We start from the raw sequence: 20481 nt of genomic DNA, 5'->3' as shown, positions 1-20481 counted from the left end.
CGCACCAAAATCCACACAGTCGACGCCAACGACCCGGTGTCGCGCAGAGTCACCGACACCGTCCACAAACACGCCAGGTTTGCCTTACCCCTCAAATAACCCGAATCCCCACTCACGACCCCGAACAGCAGCCCGGACTCAGGCGGGGTCGGCGAGGATCCCGTTCACGTAGGTGCCCGGGTGCGTGGCGGCGTCCTGGCGCAGCACGGGAAGGTCCGACGGCCAGTTCGCGGTGAGCGCCTGGGTCTGCCCCGGCGGAATGGTCGTCACCCGCGTCGGCGTCCAGGTGGCCTCGCCCGCAGCGGGCTTCAGGACGGTGACGGTCGCGGTCGCGGTGGAACCCGCGGGAACCTCGTTGTACTTCACCCCGTTGTCGACCCTGGTCAGGTGGTAGACCGGGCCGTTCGGGTCGGCGGGGCCGTTCAGGTCGGCGCCGGGCACGCCGTACAGCGCGCACGTCCGGGACGAGGTGTTCTTGTACGTCAGCGGCACGTCGAGCTGCGTCGGCGAGTTCGGGCTCGGCTTCGGAGCGCCGATGGCGAGCGTCAGATCCGTTGTGGCACAACGAGGATTGTTGCCCGACCCGACAGGTTTCCCGGCGGCGGGCGGTTTCGCCGCTCCCGTTTCCTTGCCCTGCGGGGCGGGAGTGACGGAAGCCGCGGAGGTGGCGGTCGGCGCGGCGGACGTCTCGACCCCGCCGCCGCCCGCCGGCGCGGAAGACTGCGGCGCCGCCGAAGGGGTACCGGAGTTGTCGCAGGCGACGACAGCGAGCACACCGGCGCAGGCCGCGATCACCTTGGCGACCTGCGCGACGTTCGTTCGAATGGATCGGTGGCTCATCGTCTTCTCCCCGGTTGGTCCCGCTCGCTGTGGATCATTCACCAAGCAGGATGCCCAACGGGGCCGGAAAGATGCGTCACGATGACGCTGCTCTCACAAAAGCAACCTCGGCGGCCGTCACACATCTTTCCCGTTAGGACGGTGGATTCTGCCCGTTCGGTCACGGCCAGCCGAGCGGGGTGACCTCCGCCGCCGACGTCCACGGGCCGCGCCCGCCCGCCTCGGTGAGCGCGCGGAACCGCACATACCGCGCTCGCGCGGGCCAGAACCGAAGAGTCTTCCGGACAGCGTCGTCCGCGAAAGTACCCGCGGCGACGGGACTCCCCCAGGACGAGCCGTCAGCGCTCAAATAGACCTCGTAGCCGCCGACGCGGCCATGGTCCGAGCCGTCCTGGCGCGGCAGGTAGGCCAGTCCGGTGACAGTGCGGGCGGCGCCCAGGTCGAGCTGCAGTTCGTGGGGCAACGCGTCCTCACCGCCGGACCACTTGGTGTGCCAATGAGTCGCGGGGTTTCCGTCGACGGCGTTCGTCGCCGCGCCGGATTCACCCGCCGTCTCCTGACTGTCGGCCGAGCGGACGGTGGCGGCGAGCGGCCCTGAACCCATGACCGGGTCGCTGATGGTCTCGGCGCCGGTCTCGACATGGCCCGCGAAGCGGCGAAGGAAGCCGTCCGGCCCCTGAACGGTCAGGTCGTACCAGCCGCTCATGCCGCCTTCGGTGCTGAACCAGTCCTCGACCGTCGCGCCGGTGGCGACCTGATACGTCCACGGTCCGCCGCCGCGGTTGCCGGTGCGCACGGTCAGCTCGCAAGCGGCTCCGGCGTTGGTCATCTTCAGGTACACGACACCGGATCCCGGTCGCAGCACGACTTCCGGATTCGGTTTGCCCCCGGTGGTCGCGGTGATCCGGTTTCCCGCGAACCGCCGCAGGAAACCGTTGGGGCCGTGCGTGGTGAGGTCGTACGCCCCGTCCGGGGAACCCACCTGCCAGTAGTCCGAGAGCGCCGCCCCGGCACCGACGGTGTAGCGCCAGGGCCCGTCGGTCCGGTGCTCGTTGGCGTACACGTAGAAATGCGCGCCGGCGGATCCGGTGTTGGCGAAGTCGATCCAGAACCGTTCTGCCGTCACTCGCCCCGACGCCGTCACCTGATAGGGCAACGGCCGCGCCGTCCGGACCCCGGTTTCCGCCACGGGCGGTTTCTGCACGGAAGGCGGCTGCGGCTGGGTGTTCCACGGCCCGCTCGTCGGCACCGGTTTGGTCAGCGCCGGATAGGTGGCGCTCGGCGCCGTGGTGTCCAGGGCCGAGGTCAAGTCCCCGCAGACGGTGCGCCGCCACGGTGAGATGTTCGGTTCGGCGACGCCACTCCACTGTTCCAGGAATCGCAGCACTGAGGTGTGGTCGAAGACCTCCGAGCACACCTTGCCGCCCCGGCTCCACGGCGAGATGACGAACATCGGCACCCGCACACCCAGCCCGATCGGCTCGCCGGAGACGAATTCGTCGGTCGTGGCGACGGAACTCTTGCCTTCGTCGTCGGAAGCGGGCGGCGCCGGCGGCGGCATGTGGTCGAAGAAACCGCCGTCCTCGTCGTAGGTCAGCAGGAACAGCGTCTTGTTCCACACCCCCGGCTTGGACGCGATCGTGTCGAGGATCGACTTGACCAGGTCGGCACCGGTGTTGGGACCCCACGCGGGATGCTCGGTCTGCGATTCCGGCGCGACGATCCAGGACACCGACGGCAGTTTGCCCGCGTCGACATCGGCCTTGAAGGCGCTCAGCAACTGCTTCGGCGCGACCCGGGCCAGCCCGCGGTCGTACAGGGCACGCTCGGCCGCGGTCATGGTCGCCACTCCCGCCGCGAGCCCGTCGAGCAGCCGGGTCCGCTCAGTGGCCGAGGCCGAATCCAGGGCGTAGTAGAAGTACTCCAGCTTCGGGAAGACCTTGCCGGCGGAGTCCTTCACCTTCGACAGCGCTTTGGCGCCGACGGCCAGGAAGCTGCTGAAATAGTCGAGCGAATTGTCGCCGTAATTGTCCCATTCCTGATAGACCCGCCAGCTGCGCCCCGCGGTCTGGAGGCGTTCGGCGTAGGTCTTCCAGGTGTAGCCGGTGTGCCCGGGGTTCTGCCAGGCGGCGTTGCCGATGGCACGGGTCGTCCCGTCGGGCTCGAAACCGAGTTTGCCGGTGAACAGGTACATCCGATTCGGGTTGGTGGGGCCCAGTTCCGAGCAGTGGTAGGCGTCGCAGACGGTGAACGCGTCGGCCAGCTCGTGGTAGAACCGCAGGGCCGAGCGCGTGTGATAGGTCAGCGAGCGGACGCCCTTGGCCGCGCTCCACGCGTCGTGACGGCCCTTGTTCCACGCCCGGTGCCCGCCGGACCAGCTGTGGTCGACGTCGGCCATGAACTGGTCGTCGATCGCGTACGGAAGCAGGGTGCCCGCGCCGTTGGGCTGCTGGAAGACCGACGCCCCCGAGGGCAGCTTGATCGCGGCCGGATCATTGAAACCGCGTACGCCGCGCAGTGTCCCGAGATAGTGGTCGAACGACCGGTTCTCCTGCATGAAGACCACGACGTGTTCGATGACGTCGAGTCCGCCCGTCGGCGCGTCGGCGGCGAGCGCCTGCCGGACACTCTCCGGCAGCAAGGTGAAGGCGGAAGCCGCGCCAGCGGCCTTCAGCAGGGTACGACGGCGCACGGAGCCCTCCAGAAATTGCGTTGAACCCGCTCAAATGTGTTCGAAACTGCACCTTTGATCCGACTATCGAGCAGATAGAAACATAGGTGCCTGCTGGGTTCAAGGGTTCCGTCCCCGCGCTGCATGATCGGAGCAACAGGACGCGACTTTCGGATGGTGACGAGGTCCAGCCTGGAGCCGCGCGCCCTGCCAGAGACCTCGTGAGTGGGAAGTGTCGTTAGAACGCGACTTGCCACTCACGAGAGGTGCGGCTGTGCGAAAAGCCAGGGTGGGAGCCGCCCCCCTTGAGCGTCCCCCACCCCGGTTCACCCGGCCCGCACCGGCCGGACGTCTTTCACTTCCCCTTCTCGGCCCGCCCGGACACGCCCGCCAGCGCGAGCACCATCACGACCGGCCAGATCACGGCCACCAACGGCGCCCCGCCGAAGGTGATCGCCGTGACCGACACCGCCGTCGCGATCAGCCCGCCGACGGGCGACACGTAGCAAAACCCCAAGGGCCCCAAGAAGAGAACCCACAACAACGCCGTCTTCGCCGATTTGGCCGGCGGGCGCGGAACCGGGTACCGACCCGGGCCGAGGACCTCGTGATCGGCACCCTGGTACCACCCGCCGGACATCAGCGGCGGGTGCGGCGCGAAGAAAACGGGTCTTCGCCCGAACGCCTTGGGCGTCCGGGGATTCTCCTCGGCAGGCACGTGGCGGTGATCCTTCGGCCGTCCCATGACACTTTCGGCACTGCGCATGACGCCCCTCCCCTGTCGCCGGCCCGAGGCCTGGTGAAGTCACCCCTTGCCTGGCACAATTACCGGTTGCGGTTCGAAACTTTCCGGGTCGTTCTGCCCACTGACCATGCTGACGAGTCGGGGGAGTGGCTGATGCGTCATATGGAACACAGCGCCGAAAAGGAACACGGCGCGAAACCGGCTCCCGGGGAACCGGAGGGCCAGGATGACCGGTCCCGCCGCGGGTGAACACGGGGACCTCGGAGCCTGGCGGCGGCTGACCCCGGCGGAGCAGTCCGCTCTCCGGAGCGCGGGACATCTGAAGGTGTGGCAACCCGGCCAGATCCTCGCCCTCCAAGGCAGCCCGCCCACCAGCATGTTCGTCGTCCTGCACGGCTGGGTGAAGATCAGCGCCACCAACTATCGCGGCGAGGACGCCCCGCTCGCCGCCCGCGGTCCCGCGGAAATCGTCGGTGAGCTGGCCCCGATCAGCGGACTCCCCCGCTCCGCCACGATGTCCGCGATCGACGAGGTGCACACCCTCGTCGTGCCGAGGGAGAAGTTCCTCGCCGTGCTGCGCGAACGGCCCCGGATCGCCGAGGAGATCTTCCGGACCGCGGCGATCCGGCTGCAACAGTCGGACAGGCTGCGCCTCGAGTCCGGCGGACCGGACTTCCCGCAACGCCTCGCCGCGGTCCTCCTGGAACTGGCACTGCAGCACGCCCTCGACTGGACCGACGAAAAACAGGTCGATCTCCGCTTCAACCAAGGGGAATTGGCCGGTTTCGCCCGGGTCTCGCGCAGCACCCTGATCCGGGGTCTCGAAGAGCTCCGGCGGCTCGGGGTGGTGCGCACAGCCCGCCAGCGTGTCACCATCACCCGCCCTCGCGCACTACGGGAATTGGCCGCCGGAAGACCCCCACCGGACGACAAGGCCTGATAGGTCACGAAATCTCGGCTATCCTTGTCGAGGTTCAACTCTCGCAACCGTTTCACGGGGTGGAGGGAATCGGCACGATGAGTTCTTTCTCGGCAAGCACGGAACCGGACATCGAATCGGCGTTGATCGATCTCGACGACGTCTCCTTCAGCGCGTTACGTGAGCTGGACAGCGAAGCTTTCCGCCATTCGGCACGCCACGTCGTCGAACGCACCACCCATGTCCGCGCCCGCTATAGAAGCGCCGGCACCGGGGGTGGCGAACGGATCGATTGATGCCGCCATCAGCCGGGTCTCGTCCCGCGTTCCACCGTTTGTCGTGGCGAGACTTCGACGCACTCGCACGCCTTGACGGCGACGAGGACATGGCACGCCGTCTGCGACGGGCCGAGCGGAGCCGGCGCAAGCTGTTGATCCACACGTTGCTGACCGAGGCCGCGAAGACACCGGATCACTCGGGGCCACTGCCTCCGCTGGATTCCGCGTGGGAGCTCCTTGCACGTGCCGAAGCAAGAGCACCCCGGGCCGTGAACCGGATGCTCACGAATCCGTACACCGGAAGCTGGGCCGGTTATACGACCCGGTTGATGCGCAACGGAATCGATGGTGTCGGGCCTTTGTGGATGCACTTGGGGCACGCGCACGCGATCGCGGCGGCCGCGGCGATCCGCGCGGAGCTGGATTTCGAAACCGTCATCCCGGCTTGGCACGGAAACGCCATACTTCCTTCACTGGGCATGGCGAGATTTCCCGGCACCGAAACGTTTTCTCCGGTCGTCGTACGAGGAGTGAACGGCAGCTACTTCGTGTCGAACGCCGAAACGACGGTCCGCCTGCCGAACGCCCTCGACTCCGATGCCCCCGGCTGGTGGGGAATCCGGCGGGTGCGGAGCCAGGTCGGGGCGCACCGGTTTTCGTTGTGGCTCGACGACCTCGATCCTTATCGCGGGCTCTACGAACCTGTCCCACCGGAACGGCTGCCCGGGAAGGATCTGGCGGATTGGCAACGGCTGATCGACGAGGCCTGCCGTCTGATCGCCGCTCATCTGCCCGGCTTGGCCCGCATCATGCCGGTGGGATTGGCTTCGCTGGTTCCGAAACCTCAGGTGCTCTTCCGGAATCCGAGCGCGTCGACAGGAGAGGCGTTCGGCAGCGCGGTGGTCGGGCTGCCCGCCGATGGCGCTTCCCTCGCCGAAACCCTCATCCACGAGTTCCAGCACATCGTGCTCGGCGGTCTGCTGCACCTCGTCGAACTTTACGAGCCGGATCCGCGGGAACGGATCTACGTGGCTTGGCGCGATGATCCGCGGCCCTTGAACGGCGCTTTGCAGGGTGTGTTCGCCTACTTCGGGGTCACCGCGTTTTGGCGCGCGCTGAGTCAGGCCGGCCGTAGTCCTCGGCGCTCAGGCTTCGAATTCGCGTACTGGCGTGAGCAGACGTGGCGCACCCTGCAGGTCCTGCGTACGGACCCGACCTTGACCGTCGCCGGGCGGCGATTCCTCGGCGACATCGCCGAACGCCTCGGCCCCTGGCGAGACGAGCCCGTTCCGGCTGAGGCGAGCACCCTGGCCGCGGCCGCCCGCCGGGATCACCTCGCGGGCTGGCGCGTCCGTCACCTGCGCCCGGACCCGTCCGTGGTCGCCGAACTGGCGGCCGCCTGGCTCGGCGGGCGGCCGAGGCCACCCGCCACCCTCGACGCGACCGATCTTCCCCCGACGCCGGTACCGGACGGCGGCTGGTCCCACGCCCGGATGGACCTGGTCCGGCTGACGATCGGGGACACGCCGGTGTCGCCGGACGGACGATCACCGGCGGTTCCCGGGGCCACCACCGCGGATTTCGCTTACACCGGTGGCGATTTCGTCGAAGCCATCAAGGGCTACCGGCAAGAGCTCGTGGCGGATCCGGACCGCCCCGCTTCTTTGGTCGGGCTGGGCCTCGCGTTGTGCGCGCGAGGCCCCCATCCCGCGGCCCGTGCCCTGTTGCACTGCCCCGAACTCGTCCGTGCCGTGCACCGGCGCCTGAGAGACGTCCCCCGGACACCGACCGTGGAACAGCTCGCCTCGTGGATCGGGCAACTCGTGCCGGGCTGACCTACATCAGCATCGGGTCGATGTCGCAGTCGGCGCGGGCGCCGCGGCCCGCGGCCTGCGTTCCCGGGTGGGCCTCGCCGAGAATCTGGCGGTACTTCACCAGAATCGGGTCGCGGAACGGCGCCGCCTCCTCGTCCCGGCCGAGAGCGACCAGATCCAGCCCGAGGTTGAAGGTCGCCGCGAGAACGGTGGGGTGGTCCTCCCCGAGCACCTGCTTGCCACGCTCGACCGCGTCCCGCCCCAGTTCGACCGCTTGGGCGAATTCACCCAGCGCCGCGAGATCGCTCGCCAGGTTGATCGTGACGACGACGGCGTAGGGATGATCCGGGCCGATGGTGGCACGGAACTGCTCGAGCGCTCGCTCGTCGAGAGCCCGGGCGGCAGCGGGGTCGCCCATGAGCCGCAACGTCACCGCGAGGTCGGCGTTGGCCGCGAGGGTGTGCGGATGATGCTCGCCGAGACCACTCCGGTACCGCTCGAACGTTTCCTCACCCAGCTTCTTGGCAGACGTCAGATCGCCTGAGTGACGGAGGTCGATCGAATGGGCGAGAGCACAGGCCATCGTGTTGGCATGATCGTCGCCGTAGACGATCCGGAATCTCTTGAGGGCGTCCGTGGACAGGCTGAGCGCACCCGGGTGGTCGCCGTCCTTCCGCCTGCTGATCGAAAGAATGAACGTGTTGCCCACCGCGTCCGACTGGTCCGAACCGAAGCGTGCGTAAAAGTTCTCCGTGAGCCTTTCCTGCTGGACCCGGGCCTGGCCGTACTCCCCTGCCTCGCGCAGATCCCCGTTCAGCGCACTGTTGACGCCGAAGGTGCGGACGTGGTCGCGGCCGAGGACCTCGATCCGCCGACGGAGGGTGTCCTGGTCCAGTTCCGCGGCCTCCCGGTAGGCACCGGCCAGCCGGAGACTGATGGCGTGCTGGTACGCGGCGTTGAGCGTCTCCGGGTCGTCTTCGCCGAACATGCGCTTGGCCTTGTGAAAGATCTCTTCGCTCAGTTTGGTCGCCGCCGCGAAGTCGCCCTGGGCGCGGAGATCTATCGTAATGTTCCGCTGCAGCGCGAAAGTCTCCTCATTCTCCTCGCCGGAGATCTGAAGACGCAACGCGAGAGTGCGCTGGTTGAGTTCCGCTGCTTCGGAGTAACGGCCGATCGCCCACAGGTAGAGACCGAGCCTCGACGACACTTCGAGTGTCTGCGGATGCGTGGGGCCGAGGGTCTCGGTGAGCACCTTCCGCGCTTCGAGGCCGAGCCGGGCCGCCTCTTCGTGGTCGCCGTACTCGAAGAGATAACGCATCAGGTTGATGTGGAGCTGACGCGGCCAGTCGTCGTCGCAGGCGAGCACATTCGCCGCGTAGGCGTGTGGCAGCAGTTCGCGATAGCGCGACCAGTGCCTGCTGGACTCGGGGTCGTTCGGGTCCAGCGCGGCGAGCAGCTGATGGGCGCCGTGCTGCATCCGCGCGTGCACCTGCCGGGCCATGACCCGGTTGCGCAGGACCAGCTGGACCAGACGGTGCAGCTGAAGAGTGTTGTTTCCGTGGTCGATCTTCGCGAGGCCGTACCGGTTGATGTCGCGGATGGCGCGCGCCAGTTTGATCGGGTCGCGCAGCGCGGCGTCCAGTTCCGGGGAGATCGACACCCGGCTGACCCCGGTGAGCAGATCACGCGAGATCGGTTCCGGGGAGAAGAAGGCGCAGATGTGCAGGATCTGGTGTGCCGCCGGGTTGCGGGTCTTCAGTTCCTCGAACGAAACGTTCCACGCCGCGGCGACGGAAACCTCGTAGTCCGGGGCTGTCGCGGTGTCGAGGATTTCCTCGACCGACTCGTCGAACAGGCGCAGGTATTCCTGCACCGGCATCCCGGTCACCGCGCGCCAGGCCGCAGCCTGCTCGACGGCCAACGGCAGGTCCCCGAGTTTCTCGGCGAGTTCTTCGGCGTCGGCCGGATCGATCTCGGGGCCGCGGCGGCCGAGCAGCTCGACGCTTTCCTCTCGTTTGAACACCGCGAGTTCCAACGGGCGTGCGATGCCTGCCCAGTCGGAGTTCCGTGAGGTGATCAGGATTTCACCGGGACCGTTGCGCGGGAAGAACGGCAGCACGGTCTCCGGGCTTTCCGCGGCGTCGAAGACCAGCAGCCAGCGACGGAACGGCCGTCCGGTGCGGAGCGCCTCGATCACCGCGGGAACGGCGATGTTCGCCTCCGACGCGCCTTGAAGGCCGAGCAGGCCGGCGAGTTCGGTGAGACCGGCGCGGATCTGGGTGGTGTGCGCGGCGTCGATCCACCAGACCAGGTCGTAATCCTGCAAATGCCGATAGATGTACTCGGCGGCCATCTGCGTCTTGCCGATACCGCCGAGACCGTGCAACGCAGACGGGAGCACCGCGGTGGTACCGCTGCTCAACCGTTTGGTGAGCTGATCGAGCAGCTCGTCACGACCGGTGAAGTTCGGGTTGCGCGGCGGGACGTTCCCGAAAACCAGCGGCGGATCCTCGGGCTGGCGGGCGGGGAAACTCCGGGTGGTGTCCGACGCCGAAGGATGAACGATCCTGCTCGTCGGCTCGTTCGCTTCGGGTTCACCGAGGTAGGACGAGCGTCCCTGCGTCGCCGGTGTCAAAGCAGGTGGACGTTCGGCCGTCTCAGGCATGTTTGGACTCGCAGTCTTGGTGGATGTCTGTATGGATTCAGACACGGGTACGACGGGGTCTGGGTCTTGTACCGCGTTCCGTAGCCGATCGGCCCGGGACAGGTAAGGGCCGGAGAGCGCCCGCATGAGTGCGCTCTCCAGTTCCACATCGGCCGAGGACTCTAGGGTGAGCACAGGATCCGGCGTGTTGTTCGGGTCGGCGATGGCGTCTCGGAGGTGACCGAGCAGCGGAATCCGGCCACCGAAATGGGTGGCGGCCACCCGGACGACCTTGGCCGTTTCCGACCGCCGCGCGCCACTGAGCAGCAATTCCCGGACTGCCTCGGGAAAAGCGAAGACCCCACCTGTGTCCCAAGTGGACTTCCCCTCCCTGAGTCCGGGAGCGTACATGATCCCCGACAGCAGAAGTTCGAGGAGGTGCTCCAGTCTCGCTTCCGGTACGAATCTTTGCCCCACCAGCTTCGCCACGTCGAGACGGACCGGCACCGCCGCGAGTAACTGCGCCAAGCGTAGCGCCGGAGGCGACGCGACACTGCGAAATCTGTGCACTCTTTCGGCGGGTGACAAAGTTACTGACGGGTCATCGGAATCGGACTGGGAAATCCGTTCCGTGGCGAGCACGACCGTTCCTTCGGCGGCGGTGTCGTTTTCGCCGGTCATCAGTCCGGCCCACCATCCCAGCGCCTGCGGCCGCAGTTCGAGTACCGGCACCGGCACGATGTGGTCGGGCACTTTCGAGCCGGGTTCGAGCCAGGCGTCAGCGAGGTCGCACACCCATCGACTGTTGGGGGCCAACGCGTTCGGGACCCGCAACCGGGCCTTGTGCGGGCTCATGCCGCAGCGGCCCCACAGCCATTGCGGAAGCAGGTGCACGATGCTGACCGGCATCTTCCTGCCCCATCGCGCCAACACCGGATAAAGCGCGTCTTTCTTTTGCCAGGCGTCCCCGACACCATCGGTGAGCAGCAATACCACCCGCCGTCCCGACGAATCCAGGATCTCGTCCGGGTCGCGGGCGGGGGCACCGGCCGTACCACCCCGAAGAACGAGATCCTCCTGATCGTTGTCCTTCGCGGTTTCCAACAGCCGGACCTGAATGGTTCGGAAAGCACCCACTTGCCGGAGTAATTCGACAAACGCCGACACCCGCGGCCGCCACAGCGCCATCGACGGACCGTTGTCGAGAACGAGCGTCAGGTCCAGCCAGCGCTCTCGTTTCGATCGGGTGACAGGCCACCACCGCCCGGTCTCCGCGGCCCGGACGGCGGTCGCCACTTCGTCCAGGACCACATTGTTGTGTCGCCGCGAGGCCCTCTCCCGTTTCAAGGTTTTCAGAGCACGGAAATAGGCCAGCGACTCGAGGATGACGGCTCCGCCCGGTCCCGTGCCGTCCACCGCGGGTTCGGGCAGCTCACCGGGCACGACCTCGATCTCGACGGCCCCGCTCTCGTCCTCGACGTCCTCCTCGGCCGGCCGAGGGCCGTCTCGCATCGTGGACGGCCGCGGCTCGGGAGGTTCGGGGATTTCCCCGCGGTCGGGGAGTGCGTTGCGGATCCGGACGTCCTCGGCCGGCGGCTCCGGCTCCTCGACGGGGGCGGGCTCCGTGCTCGCCTGGCGCGGCGCGATGGCCGCGGCCAGCCAGACGATGTCCGCGACGTCGGTCCAGTTCAGGTCCTCGAACTCGAACCGCTTGGCCGCCTGGGGAAAACCGGCCCTCCGCCGCTCCGTCACCGGAGCGGAACGCGAGTCGGAAGTACCGCCCGGCCCGGCCATGTCACCGCACCGTCAGTCGTTGCCAGAGGGAGTCCACCAGCCGCGGCCAGGCCTCCTGATCCGGCTGGTACGCGCCCGACGTCGCCAGATAGACGGCGTCGAGCAGCCTGTCTGTCGGAAGACCGCCTTCCGCCTTGCTCCGTTCGGCGAATTCGCGGATGAGCTTGTCCCGGTGCTCGCCGTCCTCACCGACCAGATGACTGGCCACGATCGCCGCGAGCTGGTCTTCGTCCGGGTTCTCGATCCGTAACTGCAGGCAGCGGCGAAGGAAGGCGGGCGGGAACTCCCGCTCTCCATTGCTGGTCATGATGACGATCGGGAAGGCGCGGCAAGCGATCCGGCCGTCACGGACGACGGCGGCGCGCTCCGGATCGGCGGTGTGCACGGTGACTTCGGGATGCCGATTGCGCACTCGGGCCAATTCGTCGATGGTGAATTCGCCGTCCTCGAAGATCGACAGCAGATCGTTGGGCAGATCCGCCTCGGATTTGTCCAGCTCGTCGATCAGCAGCACCCGCGGCAACTTACCGGGCAGGAAAGCGGTGCCCAGCGGGCCGAGCCGCACGAAATCACCGACCGGCGGTTCCTCGGCCTCACCGCCGAGTTGGGCCTGTGTCGTCGCCGCGGCCTGGACCCGGCCGATCGCGTCATAGCCGTACAACCCGGAGCTCAGCTCGGTGTTACTGGTGATCGCCCAGCGCAGCACCCTGCCCAGCCCCAGTTCCCTGGCGATCCGGTACGCGAGGCTGGACTTCCCGGTCCCCGGATTCCCCGTGACCAGCAACGGCCGCCGCAGATAGAGCGCGGCGTTGATCATGTTCAGTTCGTCGGCGTCGGTATCCAGCTCGGAGAGCGTGAACGCGGTGCCGAGACGGCGCTCCGCTTCACCGTCGTCCGGCGGCGGCACGTCGTGCTCCGGCGGCGGATCACCCCGATAGGAACGCCAAGGCGGCGGCGCGGGCAGGAGTTGCGCGAGGTCGATGTCGTGGATCGGCATTCCGGTCCCCCGATAGATCCACCAATCGGGTGCATCGGGTTGCGGCGTCCGGCCGTTCGCGGTCGCGTCCTGATCGTTCCCGCTCATCCGCGGCATCCCCTTACAGTCGAGTCGGGGTCAACGGCTGGTCCAGAACGATTACCCGTTTCGGGTCGTCCCACATTACCACCAGATCGTGAGCCAGAGAATTCTTGAACGGTACGGCCGCACCCGAATTCGCCAGTTTGCGGCGATCCGGAAGTTCGATAAAACCGCTCTCCGCGGACAATACCCAGTCGAGCAACTCGCGCAGCTTCTCCGGTTCGACGTCCGGATGCCACAGCACCACCGGCAGCCCACTGCGCAGGGCACTCGTCAACTCGTCCGGTGCGGAGCCCGGTTCCACCCGGGGCGACGGGGGATTCGCCAAGACGAGCCCGACCCAGTGCTCGTTGCTCAGAATTGCGTCGATCGGGTGATCCTCGGACTCCGCGCATCCGGAATAATGCAACCTGTCGGCGGACGGGTCCTTCACCATCGAGTCCCAGCGAACGTTCCATGCGCGATGCCAATGCTTCGCCCGCATCCTCTCCAACGACCGTATTCCGAGCCGGTATCCGTAGCGCAGCGGTTGGGGCTGGCCGGTGTCATGTTCCTTCGCCCACCGCTGCACGGGCAAATTGATCAACGTCCTCGGCAGCAGGAATTCCACCGACGCGGACATGCTCTGACCGGACCAGAAGGCCTCAGTCTCCAGGATGACGTCATCGACCCTGAACTCGACCTCCTCGATGCCGATTTCGCGCACTCCGCCGAGCGCCGGCGGCCATACTTCCGGGTCATCCTGCCGCCAAAATGCGAGAGTGCATCGCGTCGGGTCACCGGAAACCGGTTCGAGCATGATGATCAAATGCAAATGGGGACGCTCCGGAATGGGCGGCCTGCTCTCCCGCTGATACCCGAGAGCGGGACCGAGCCGGAGCGCTCGGGCCTGGTCCGCGATCCAGCCCGCGACCATGGTGCCCTGCTCGCCTTCCATGTGTTCGGCGAGCAACCGCAGGAACGTCACCGCCGGCGGTATCCCGTCCGGTCCGGCGTTGAAATCGGTGAGCAGCTGGAAAGCGCCCCACGCGTCTCTGATGCCCTCCAGCCTGGGCAGCGGGACGGCGGGACCGAGCGCGCGACTCATCATCACGGCCAGATGCGGTACCTCCATCCGGGTCAAACGCTGATGCAGGCCCGCCAGATCCTTGCGAGGGATCAAATCCAGAAGCGCGCTGTCCAGATCGGCGATGACCAGGTCCTCGGCGGCCTCGACCACGAGAGGAGGCGGTTTCGGGATCGGCGCGAGGACTTCTCCGTGTAACCGTAAATAAGCCGTTCCGGTGAAAGTCTTCACCGAAACCGGTATCGGACTGTACAACTCGGGCAACAGGCCCGGGTCCTGCTCGATGACATCGGTGAAAAAACGCTGCGAAGTGATGACCGCGATCATCCGGCCGGATTCCGCGAAAGCGTCCTTCGCCAGTTGCGCGTCGAGAATGCGGAAAGCGGTGTCGACCGCGACGCCGACCCAGCCGTTTCCGTCGTTCAGCACCTCACCCGAGTTGAGACTCACTCGCAACCGCATCTGCGCCTGCGGGGTCCGCGTGTGGTTGTAGCGACGAAGGGCGACCGCGATGCGATCCGGCAACCTGTCGGCGATCTGGCTTTTGGTCGTTCCCAGCGGGAGCAGGAACAGGGCGCCGTCGCCGCGATCTTCGCGGGCGCAGGAATCGAAGTCGACGTCGCATTCGGCGAAAGCGGTCTTCAGCACCTCGTACATGCCTTGGCGCACGGCGAGCCGATCGAGCGGGTTACGGTCCGGGGCGGTGAACCCCACGACGTCCACGACGACGATCGTGCGGTCGAGAGCCTGCGTCGGTTGCGCCACTGGCCCCCTCCCAAGGTCCACGGCGCCGGCCCACCGGCACCGAACGCCACATTATCGCGTCAATCGGCCCAGTGTTGAGTGTCAATTGACAAATACGTTCGCTCTTTGCCGTGCTCACGGCCGGGCTTAGGGTGCCCTTTGCCACTCACTACCCCCGCGCGGTTTTCACTTCGCCGTGCTCGTGATTTGCCCACCACGGCGAGGAGCCCTCCCCGACCGCGCCGGGGAGGGCTCCGTTTTCACCGGGTTCAGACGCCGGCGACCTGCTGGATCCAGCTGCGGTAGCGGGTGATGTTGGTGTAGGCGGTGTTGTTCGACCGGTCACTGGTCGAGGCGACACCGACCTGACGGCCACCGGAGAACATCGGGCCGCCCGAGTCGCCGCCGGCGGTGATGCCGTCGACGCGGTTCGCGCAGACCGCGACACCGCCGTTGTAGTCGCTGCAGCCGACCGAGTTGACGCGGACGGTGGCGACCTTCAGGTAGCGGGACTGGCAGTTGATCTCCGAACCGCACTGGCTGGTCGCGCCCCAGCCGTAGACCTGGACGTTCTGGCCCACCGCGACGCTGCTCGTGGTGCCGAGCGGCGAGTAGGTGGCGTTGACCGAACTGGTCAGCTTGACGATGGCGAGGTCCGCGCCCGAGTGGCGGGTGATGGTCGACCCGGTGGCCATGGTGCCGCCGCTCTGCTGGTCGAGGCTGCCGATCCGGAAGGTGTAGCTGCCGCTGCTCGCGACGCAGTGCTTGGCGGTGAGGATGTACTGCGGCGCGATGATCGTCGCGGTGCAGTTCTGCTGGCCGTTCACGAACAGCCGGGCCGCCCAGGGACCGCTCTGCGCGTTCTGGCCTCCGATGATCATCGGCTGCACGCCCGAGGGCTCGGCGGCGGTCGCGGCGGGGGCGGTCGAGCCGAGCAACGCCATGAAGGCGGTACCGGCCAGCAGGACGAGGGAGCGCAGTCGCATGTTCCGACTCATTTCTGCGGCTGGGTTCCGGCCGCGTCAGTGGGACCAACGCGATGATTCTGTGTCGTGCCAAGGGAAGCGGGAAACCGACGAAAGTCGCGTGGGCTACCTATTTATTTCGCGCGTGACACCTGGCAGCCATTGTCTGGGTATTCGGGCGCTTTTCGATAGGTAGCATCGATTAACACAGGAAACCGGAAGGGAAATCCGACAAAAGTAGGGACTTGCGCGCCGGCCGAGCCGCAAATCGCTTGACGCCACGCGGGAACGGCGATGCACTGTGCCGATGAAGATCCGTGCCACGACCGCCGAAGACCGCGACCTCTTCGTCGACACCTTGTTCGCCGCGTTCGCCCGCTTCCCGGTCAGCGCGGACGAGACCTGGTCCGCGCTCGAACTGGACCGTGGCCTGTTCGCCACGGCCGAGGACGGGCGGCCCGTCGGCACGGCCGCCGCGTACTCCTTCGAGCTCACCCTTCCCGGTGAGGTCGTCGTCCCGGCGTCCGGGGTCACCGCCGTCGGCGTCCTGCCCACGCACCGGCGGCAAGGCACGCTCAGCGCGATGATGCGGCGTCAGTTCGCCGACTTCCGGGCCCGGCGCGAGATCCTCTCGGTGCTGCTGGCCTCGGAGGCCTTGATCTACCGGCGGTTCGGCTACGGACCGGCGACCTACAGCCACCGGCTGACGGTGCAGCGCCACCAGGCCGCCTTCGCTGTCCCACGGACGGCCTCCGGTTCGATCGAACTGCTGCGCCGTGCCGACTGCGGCGAACTCCTGGAAGAGGTCTACGACCGGTATCGCCGCGCACGGCCCGGCGCGCTGTCACGTCCGCACCGCTGGTGGGCGGCGGGGGCGGGACAGCCTCCGGTCTCACAGGCGTCGCGCTACATCGCCCTGCACCGCGACGCCGACGGTGTCCCGGACGGATACGCCAGCTATTCGCACACCGCCCCGAGCACCTTGACCGTCGACGAGATCATCGCCACGGACGACGCCGTCTCCACGGCCCTGACCCGGTTCCTCCTCGAACACGACCTGATCACCCAGGTCGTGTTCAACCAGTGCCCGCCCGACCATCCGCTGCGGTGGCAGCTGGAGGACTTCCGCGCCGCCGAGGTCGGCGACGACACCGACTGGCTGTGGGTGCGGCTGCTGGACATCCCCCGGGCGCTCACCACCCGCGGCTGGTTCGCCGACGGCGAGCTCGTCCTCGACGTCACCGACGCCGCGCTCGGCGAGCACGGCCGCCACCTGCTGACCGTCCGGAACGGCGAAGCGGACTGCGTCCCGACGGACCGGGAACCGGACCTGTCCCTGGACGTGAGCGACCTCGGCTCGATCTACCTCGGCGGCACCGCCCCGAGCACGCTCGTCCGCGCCGGGCGCGTCCGGGCGCGCCGCCCGGAGGTGGGCGCGGTGGCGGACGCATTGTTCCGCGCCGAACGTCCCCCGCACTGCCTGCACTGGTTCTGACCGGTGACGCTAGGGCGTGGCCCGGCGGGTGCCGACCGTGAAGAGCAGTGACGCCGCGGTCAGCACCACGCCGAACCACACCACGCTGGTGAGGCCGGCGTTGTCCGCCAGCAGTCCGGCGAACAACGCGCCGAGAGCGATGGAAGTGTTGTACGCCAGGGTGTTGAGCGACATCGCGGCCTCGAACGTCTCGGGGGCGGAATTCCGCGTCATGGTGAGCTGGCTCAATTGCACGACACCGTAGGACAACCCCCAGAGCGCCAGCGCGATCATCACCCCGATCGGTCCGTGGCCGATGGTGAGCAGCAACACCAGCGACACCACGAGCGAGACGGCACCGACCATGAAACTCGCGAACACGTTCCTCGTCACGAAATACCCGGCGACGAAGTTCCCCGCCGCTCCCCCGGCGCCGAAGACGATCAGGCACACCGTGATGAAGGTGGTCGACGCCGAGGACGTGCCTTCCAGGAAGGGGCGGATGAAGGTGTAGACGCCGAAATGCCCGAGTACGAACAGCACCACGGTGATCAGGACCGAACGCAGGCGCGCGTTCACCCGCGGCAGGCCGAAGACCTCCTGTACCGAAACCGCGTTCGCCGACGGCAGTGACGGGACCAGGACGACGACGGCGAGGAAGACCAGGACACTGAGCCCGCTCCAGATCAGGAACGTGGTCTGCCAGCTGGTGAGACTTTCCAGGATGGTGCCCAGCGGCATGCCCAGTACCGTGGCGATCGAGATACCGGACATCACCACCGCCGCCGCCCGGTTCGCGTGGCGGTCCGGGACGATCCGCATCGCCATGCCGACGCCGATGGCCCAGAACGCCCCGTTGGCGAAGCCCATGACGAGCCGTGTCGCCAGTACCAGCGGATAGCTCGGCGCGAGCGCGGTGATCAAGTTGCCGACGGCCAGGATCGCGAGCAAGGTGGAGAGCAGGACGCGCCGGTTGATCCGCCGCGTCCACGCGACGATGAACGGCACGCCGAGCCCGGCCGAGACGCCGTAAAGCGTGACCATCAGGCCGGCGACGCCCACCGAGATGCCCAGGCTCGAACTCACCGGTGTGAGCAGGCCGACGGGCATCAGTTCGGTGGTGAGGAAGACGAACAGGCTGGCGGTGATCGCGGCGACCCCGGCCCAGCCCTTCAGGGTCGAATGCGCACTTTCGGTTCGGGTGACCATTTTCTCTCTCGATTCACGAGCATGACGAAGAAACCCCTGCGGGACCGGCGTTTCCGGCCGCGGGGGTGCTTCATCCCCAGGAAGATCGGCGGCACACGGGACGACCCGCGCACCTCTTAGCGCTAAGCTATTCGATGCTTAGCGCTAAGTCAAACAGTGGCGAGGATCAGTCCTCCAGGGCGACGTCTCCCAGTGACCGCAACAGGTTTCGCAGCAAGACGGCCAACTGGTCCCGCTCCTCGGGGCTGACCGCGCTCAGGAGCCGATGCTCCGTGTCGACGTGATCGGGCAGCGCCCGGTCGATGAGTTCGCGGCCCTGCTCGGTGAGGTCGACCAGCACGCGGCGGCCGTTCGTCTCGTCGGGCGCGCGGACCACGAGGCCGCGTTCTTCGAGGCGGTCGAGCCGCTGGGTGACCGCGCCGGAGGTGACCATCGCCGAACGCATCAGGTCGGCCGGGGTCAGCGTGCCGGCGCGGCGCAACGTGGCCAGCACGTCGAACGAGGACCGGTCGAGATCGTGCCGCGCGAAGGTCTTGCGCAGTTCCCCGTCCAGCACACGGGTCAGTCTGGTCAGCCGCCCGATGACCGCCATCGGGGAGACGTCCAGGTCGGGACGGGCTACCGCCCACTGGCTGAGAATGTGGTCAACGTGATCCGGCACGCCCGGAGATTACCCCGGTCTCAGAGCGCGGACGTTCGTTGACACCCCGTAGTGCCACTGCTCTACTCGGACGCATGCGCTGTACGGCCTGAATCAGTGTCCGCCCACCTTCGAGAAACACCCGGGAATTCCGGGCGCTCCGCCCTGCCCGGAATTCCCGTTCGCCCTCGCACAGAACGGAATTCACCCATGACCACGACCGAGAACCGGGTCCGGTCCGCCGCCGAATGGCTGGCCGCCGCGAAAGACGTCGCCGACGAACTCGCGGTGAACGCCGCCGAGCGCGACCGGAAGAACGAAACACCCCATGCGGAAGTCCGGCTGCTCAAGGAATCCGGCCTGGTCACGCTGCTCGGCCCGGTCGAGCACGGCGGTGGCGGCCAGAGCTGGGAGACCGCCTACCGCGTGACCCGCGAGGTCGCGCGCGGCGACGGTTCGATCGGCCAGTTGCTCGGTTATCACTATCTCTGGGCCTGGGCCGCGCGGCTGGTGGCGACCGACGAACAGGTCGCCGCGGTCGAAGAACTGTATACGCGGAACAATTTCTTCTTCGGTGGCGCGGTCAACCCCCGCGATTCCGATCTGACGATCACCGAGGACGGCGACGAGATCGTCTACAAGGGACACAAGTCGTTCTCCACCGGCGGGAAGGTCTCCGATCTGACCGTGCTGGAAGGGGTTCTCGAAGGTACCGAGGACCACGTCTTCGCCATCGTTCCGTCCGAACAGGACGGTATCGTCTTCCACGACGACTGGGACAACATCGGCCAGCGGCTCACCGAATCGGGCAGCGTGACCATCACCGACGTGCGCGTGCCGTGGGCGAGCGCGGCGGGTTACGTCGACAAGACGTTCCAGTCCTTGACCTACAACACGCTCAACGTCCCGGCGATCCAGCTGGTGTTCGCCAACTTCTACCTCGGTATCGCGCAGGGAGCGCTGGAAACCGCGCTGGCGTACACCCGCGAGCACACCCGTGCTTGGCCGTACGGCGGCGACAACAAGACGTCATCCGGCGAAGAGTGGTACATCCTCGACGGTTACGGCGATCTCCAGTCGAAGCTGTGGGCCGCCGAAGCGCTGGTGGACAAGGCAGGGACGGCGATCTCGGCCGTGCTGCACGCACCGCGTGAAGAGCTGACGCCCGAGGCGCGCGGGGAGGTCGCGGTCCTCATCGCCGCCGCCAAGCAGCGCGTGATCGACACCGGCCTCGAAATCGGCACGAAGGTCTTCGAGCTGACCGGCGCCCGCGCGAGCGCCACGAAGTACGGTCTCGACCGCTTCTGGCGGAACCTGCGGACGCACTCGCTCCACGATCCGGTGGCCTACAAGCGCCGCGAAGTCGGTGCCTACGCGCTGCTGAACGAACTCCCGGAACCCACCTGGTACACCTGAGCGCGGTTGGCCTCGTGAGTGGTGAGGACGGTTCTAACCGTCGGGCAGGGCAAAGGTGTCGGGTCGACGTGTCCGGCGAGGGCGCGAGGTGTCACTCAGGGTGAGGGGTGTGTGGAAATAGGGACGCTCAACGTCCCTATTTCCACACACCCTCCCTGTCCGACTGTCGTGACCGGTCCGGTCA

Annotated in this window: 14 protein-coding genes; 5 read left to right on the top strand and 9 right to left on the bottom strand. The window is 67.3% G+C overall.

Features of this window, described 5'->3' with window-relative positions; all coding sequences use genetic code 11:
* Nucleotides 1-138 precede the first annotated feature (138 nt).
* From ACZ6YV_RS43710 to ACZ6YV_RS43700, 3 genes are all read right to left on the bottom strand, one after another.
* The gene (locus ACZ6YV_RS43710) at nt 139-840 is read right to left on the bottom strand and encodes a DUF4232 domain-containing protein (protein ID WP_465515293.1); all 702 of its coding nucleotides are present in this window, start codon (nt 838-840) and stop codon (nt 139-141) included.
* A gap of 160 nt (nt 841-1000) precedes the next feature.
* On the bottom strand, nt 1001-3532 hold the full coding sequence (locus ACZ6YV_RS43705; RefSeq protein WP_465515292.1) for a phosphocholine-specific phospholipase C: 2532 nt from the start codon (nt 3530-3532) through the stop codon (nt 1001-1003).
* Between the two features lie 334 nt (nt 3533-3866).
* Complete coding sequence (locus ACZ6YV_RS43700; RefSeq protein WP_465515291.1) at nt 3867-4277, bottom strand: hypothetical protein; 411 nt, start codon at nt 4275-4277, stop codon at nt 3867-3869.
* A gap of 205 nt (nt 4278-4482) precedes the next feature.
* On the opposite strand from ACZ6YV_RS43700, the gene ACZ6YV_RS43695 reads away from it, so the two are divergent.
* The 3 genes from ACZ6YV_RS43695 (at nt 4483) to ACZ6YV_RS43685 (ending at nt 7288) form a co-directional block, all read left to right on the top strand.
* The gene (locus tag ACZ6YV_RS43695) at nt 4483-5196 is read left to right on the top strand and encodes a Crp/Fnr family transcriptional regulator (RefSeq protein ID WP_465515290.1); all 714 of its coding nucleotides are present in this window, start codon (nt 4483-4485) and stop codon (nt 5194-5196) included.
* Between the two features lie 59 nt (nt 5197-5255).
* Nucleotides 5256-5471: a hypothetical protein gene (locus ACZ6YV_RS43690; RefSeq protein WP_465515289.1), complete on the top strand. Its 216-nt coding sequence runs from the start codon at nt 5256-5258 to the stop codon at nt 5469-5471.
* A gap of 311 nt (nt 5472-5782) precedes the next feature.
* Nucleotides 5783-7288 (top strand): aKG-HExxH-type peptide beta-hydroxylase, encoded by a 1506-nt coding sequence (locus ACZ6YV_RS43685; RefSeq protein ID WP_465515288.1) that lies wholly within the window; start codon nt 5783-5785, stop codon nt 7286-7288.
* Nucleotide 7289: 1 nt separating this feature from the next.
* Here the strand turns inward: ACZ6YV_RS43685 and fxsT are convergent, their stop codons facing one another.
* The 4 genes from fxsT to ACZ6YV_RS43665 all read right to left on the bottom strand — a co-directional run bounded on the left by fxsT (nt 7290) and on the right by ACZ6YV_RS43665 (nt 15579).
* Nucleotides 7290-11705 (bottom strand): FxSxx-COOH system tetratricopeptide repeat protein, encoded by a 4416-nt coding sequence (gene fxsT / locus ACZ6YV_RS43680; protein ID WP_465515287.1) that lies wholly within the window; start codon nt 11703-11705, stop codon nt 7290-7292.
* Nucleotide 11706: 1 nt separating this feature from the next.
* Complete coding sequence (locus tag ACZ6YV_RS43675; protein WP_465515286.1) at nt 11707-12789, bottom strand: AAA family ATPase; 1083 nt, start codon at nt 12787-12789, stop codon at nt 11707-11709.
* A 13-nt stretch (nt 12790-12802) separates the two neighbouring features.
* On the bottom strand, nt 12803-14614 hold the full coding sequence (locus ACZ6YV_RS43670; RefSeq protein ID WP_465515285.1) for a VMAP-C domain-containing protein: 1812 nt from the start codon (nt 14612-14614) through the stop codon (nt 12803-12805).
* A 248-nt stretch (nt 14615-14862) separates the two neighbouring features.
* Nucleotides 14863-15579 (bottom strand): S1 family peptidase, encoded by a 717-nt coding sequence (locus tag ACZ6YV_RS43665; protein ID WP_465515284.1) that lies wholly within the window; start codon nt 15577-15579, stop codon nt 14863-14865.
* 286 nt (nt 15580-15865) lie between these two features.
* Between ACZ6YV_RS43665 and ACZ6YV_RS43660 the strand changes: the two genes are divergently transcribed.
* Nucleotides 15866-17053: a GNAT family N-acetyltransferase gene (locus ACZ6YV_RS43660; RefSeq protein WP_465515283.1), complete on the top strand. Its 1188-nt coding sequence runs from the start codon at nt 15866-15868 to the stop codon at nt 17051-17053.
* 9 nt (nt 17054-17062) lie between these two features.
* On the opposite strand, the gene ACZ6YV_RS43655 is transcribed toward ACZ6YV_RS43660, so the two are convergent.
* Both ACZ6YV_RS43655 and ACZ6YV_RS43650 read right to left on the bottom strand, forming a co-directional pair.
* Nucleotides 17063-18241: an MFS transporter gene (locus tag ACZ6YV_RS43655; RefSeq protein WP_465515282.1), complete on the bottom strand. Its 1179-nt coding sequence runs from the start codon at nt 18239-18241 to the stop codon at nt 17063-17065.
* Between the two features lie 166 nt (nt 18242-18407).
* Nucleotides 18408-18902: a MarR family winged helix-turn-helix transcriptional regulator gene (locus tag ACZ6YV_RS43650; protein ID WP_465515281.1), complete on the bottom strand. Its 495-nt coding sequence runs from the start codon at nt 18900-18902 to the stop codon at nt 18408-18410.
* A gap of 189 nt (nt 18903-19091) precedes the next feature.
* Between ACZ6YV_RS43650 and ACZ6YV_RS43645 the strand changes: the two genes are divergently transcribed.
* Nucleotides 19092-20297: an acyl-CoA dehydrogenase family protein gene (locus ACZ6YV_RS43645; RefSeq protein WP_465515280.1), complete on the top strand. Its 1206-nt coding sequence runs from the start codon at nt 19092-19094 to the stop codon at nt 20295-20297.
* Nucleotides 20298-20481: the final 184 nt, after the last annotated feature.

The organism is Amycolatopsis sp. NPDC102522, assembly GCF_055584485.1.
Note: the sequence above shows the minus strand (reverse complement) of the source record. Positions and strands in the feature narration are given on the sequence as shown.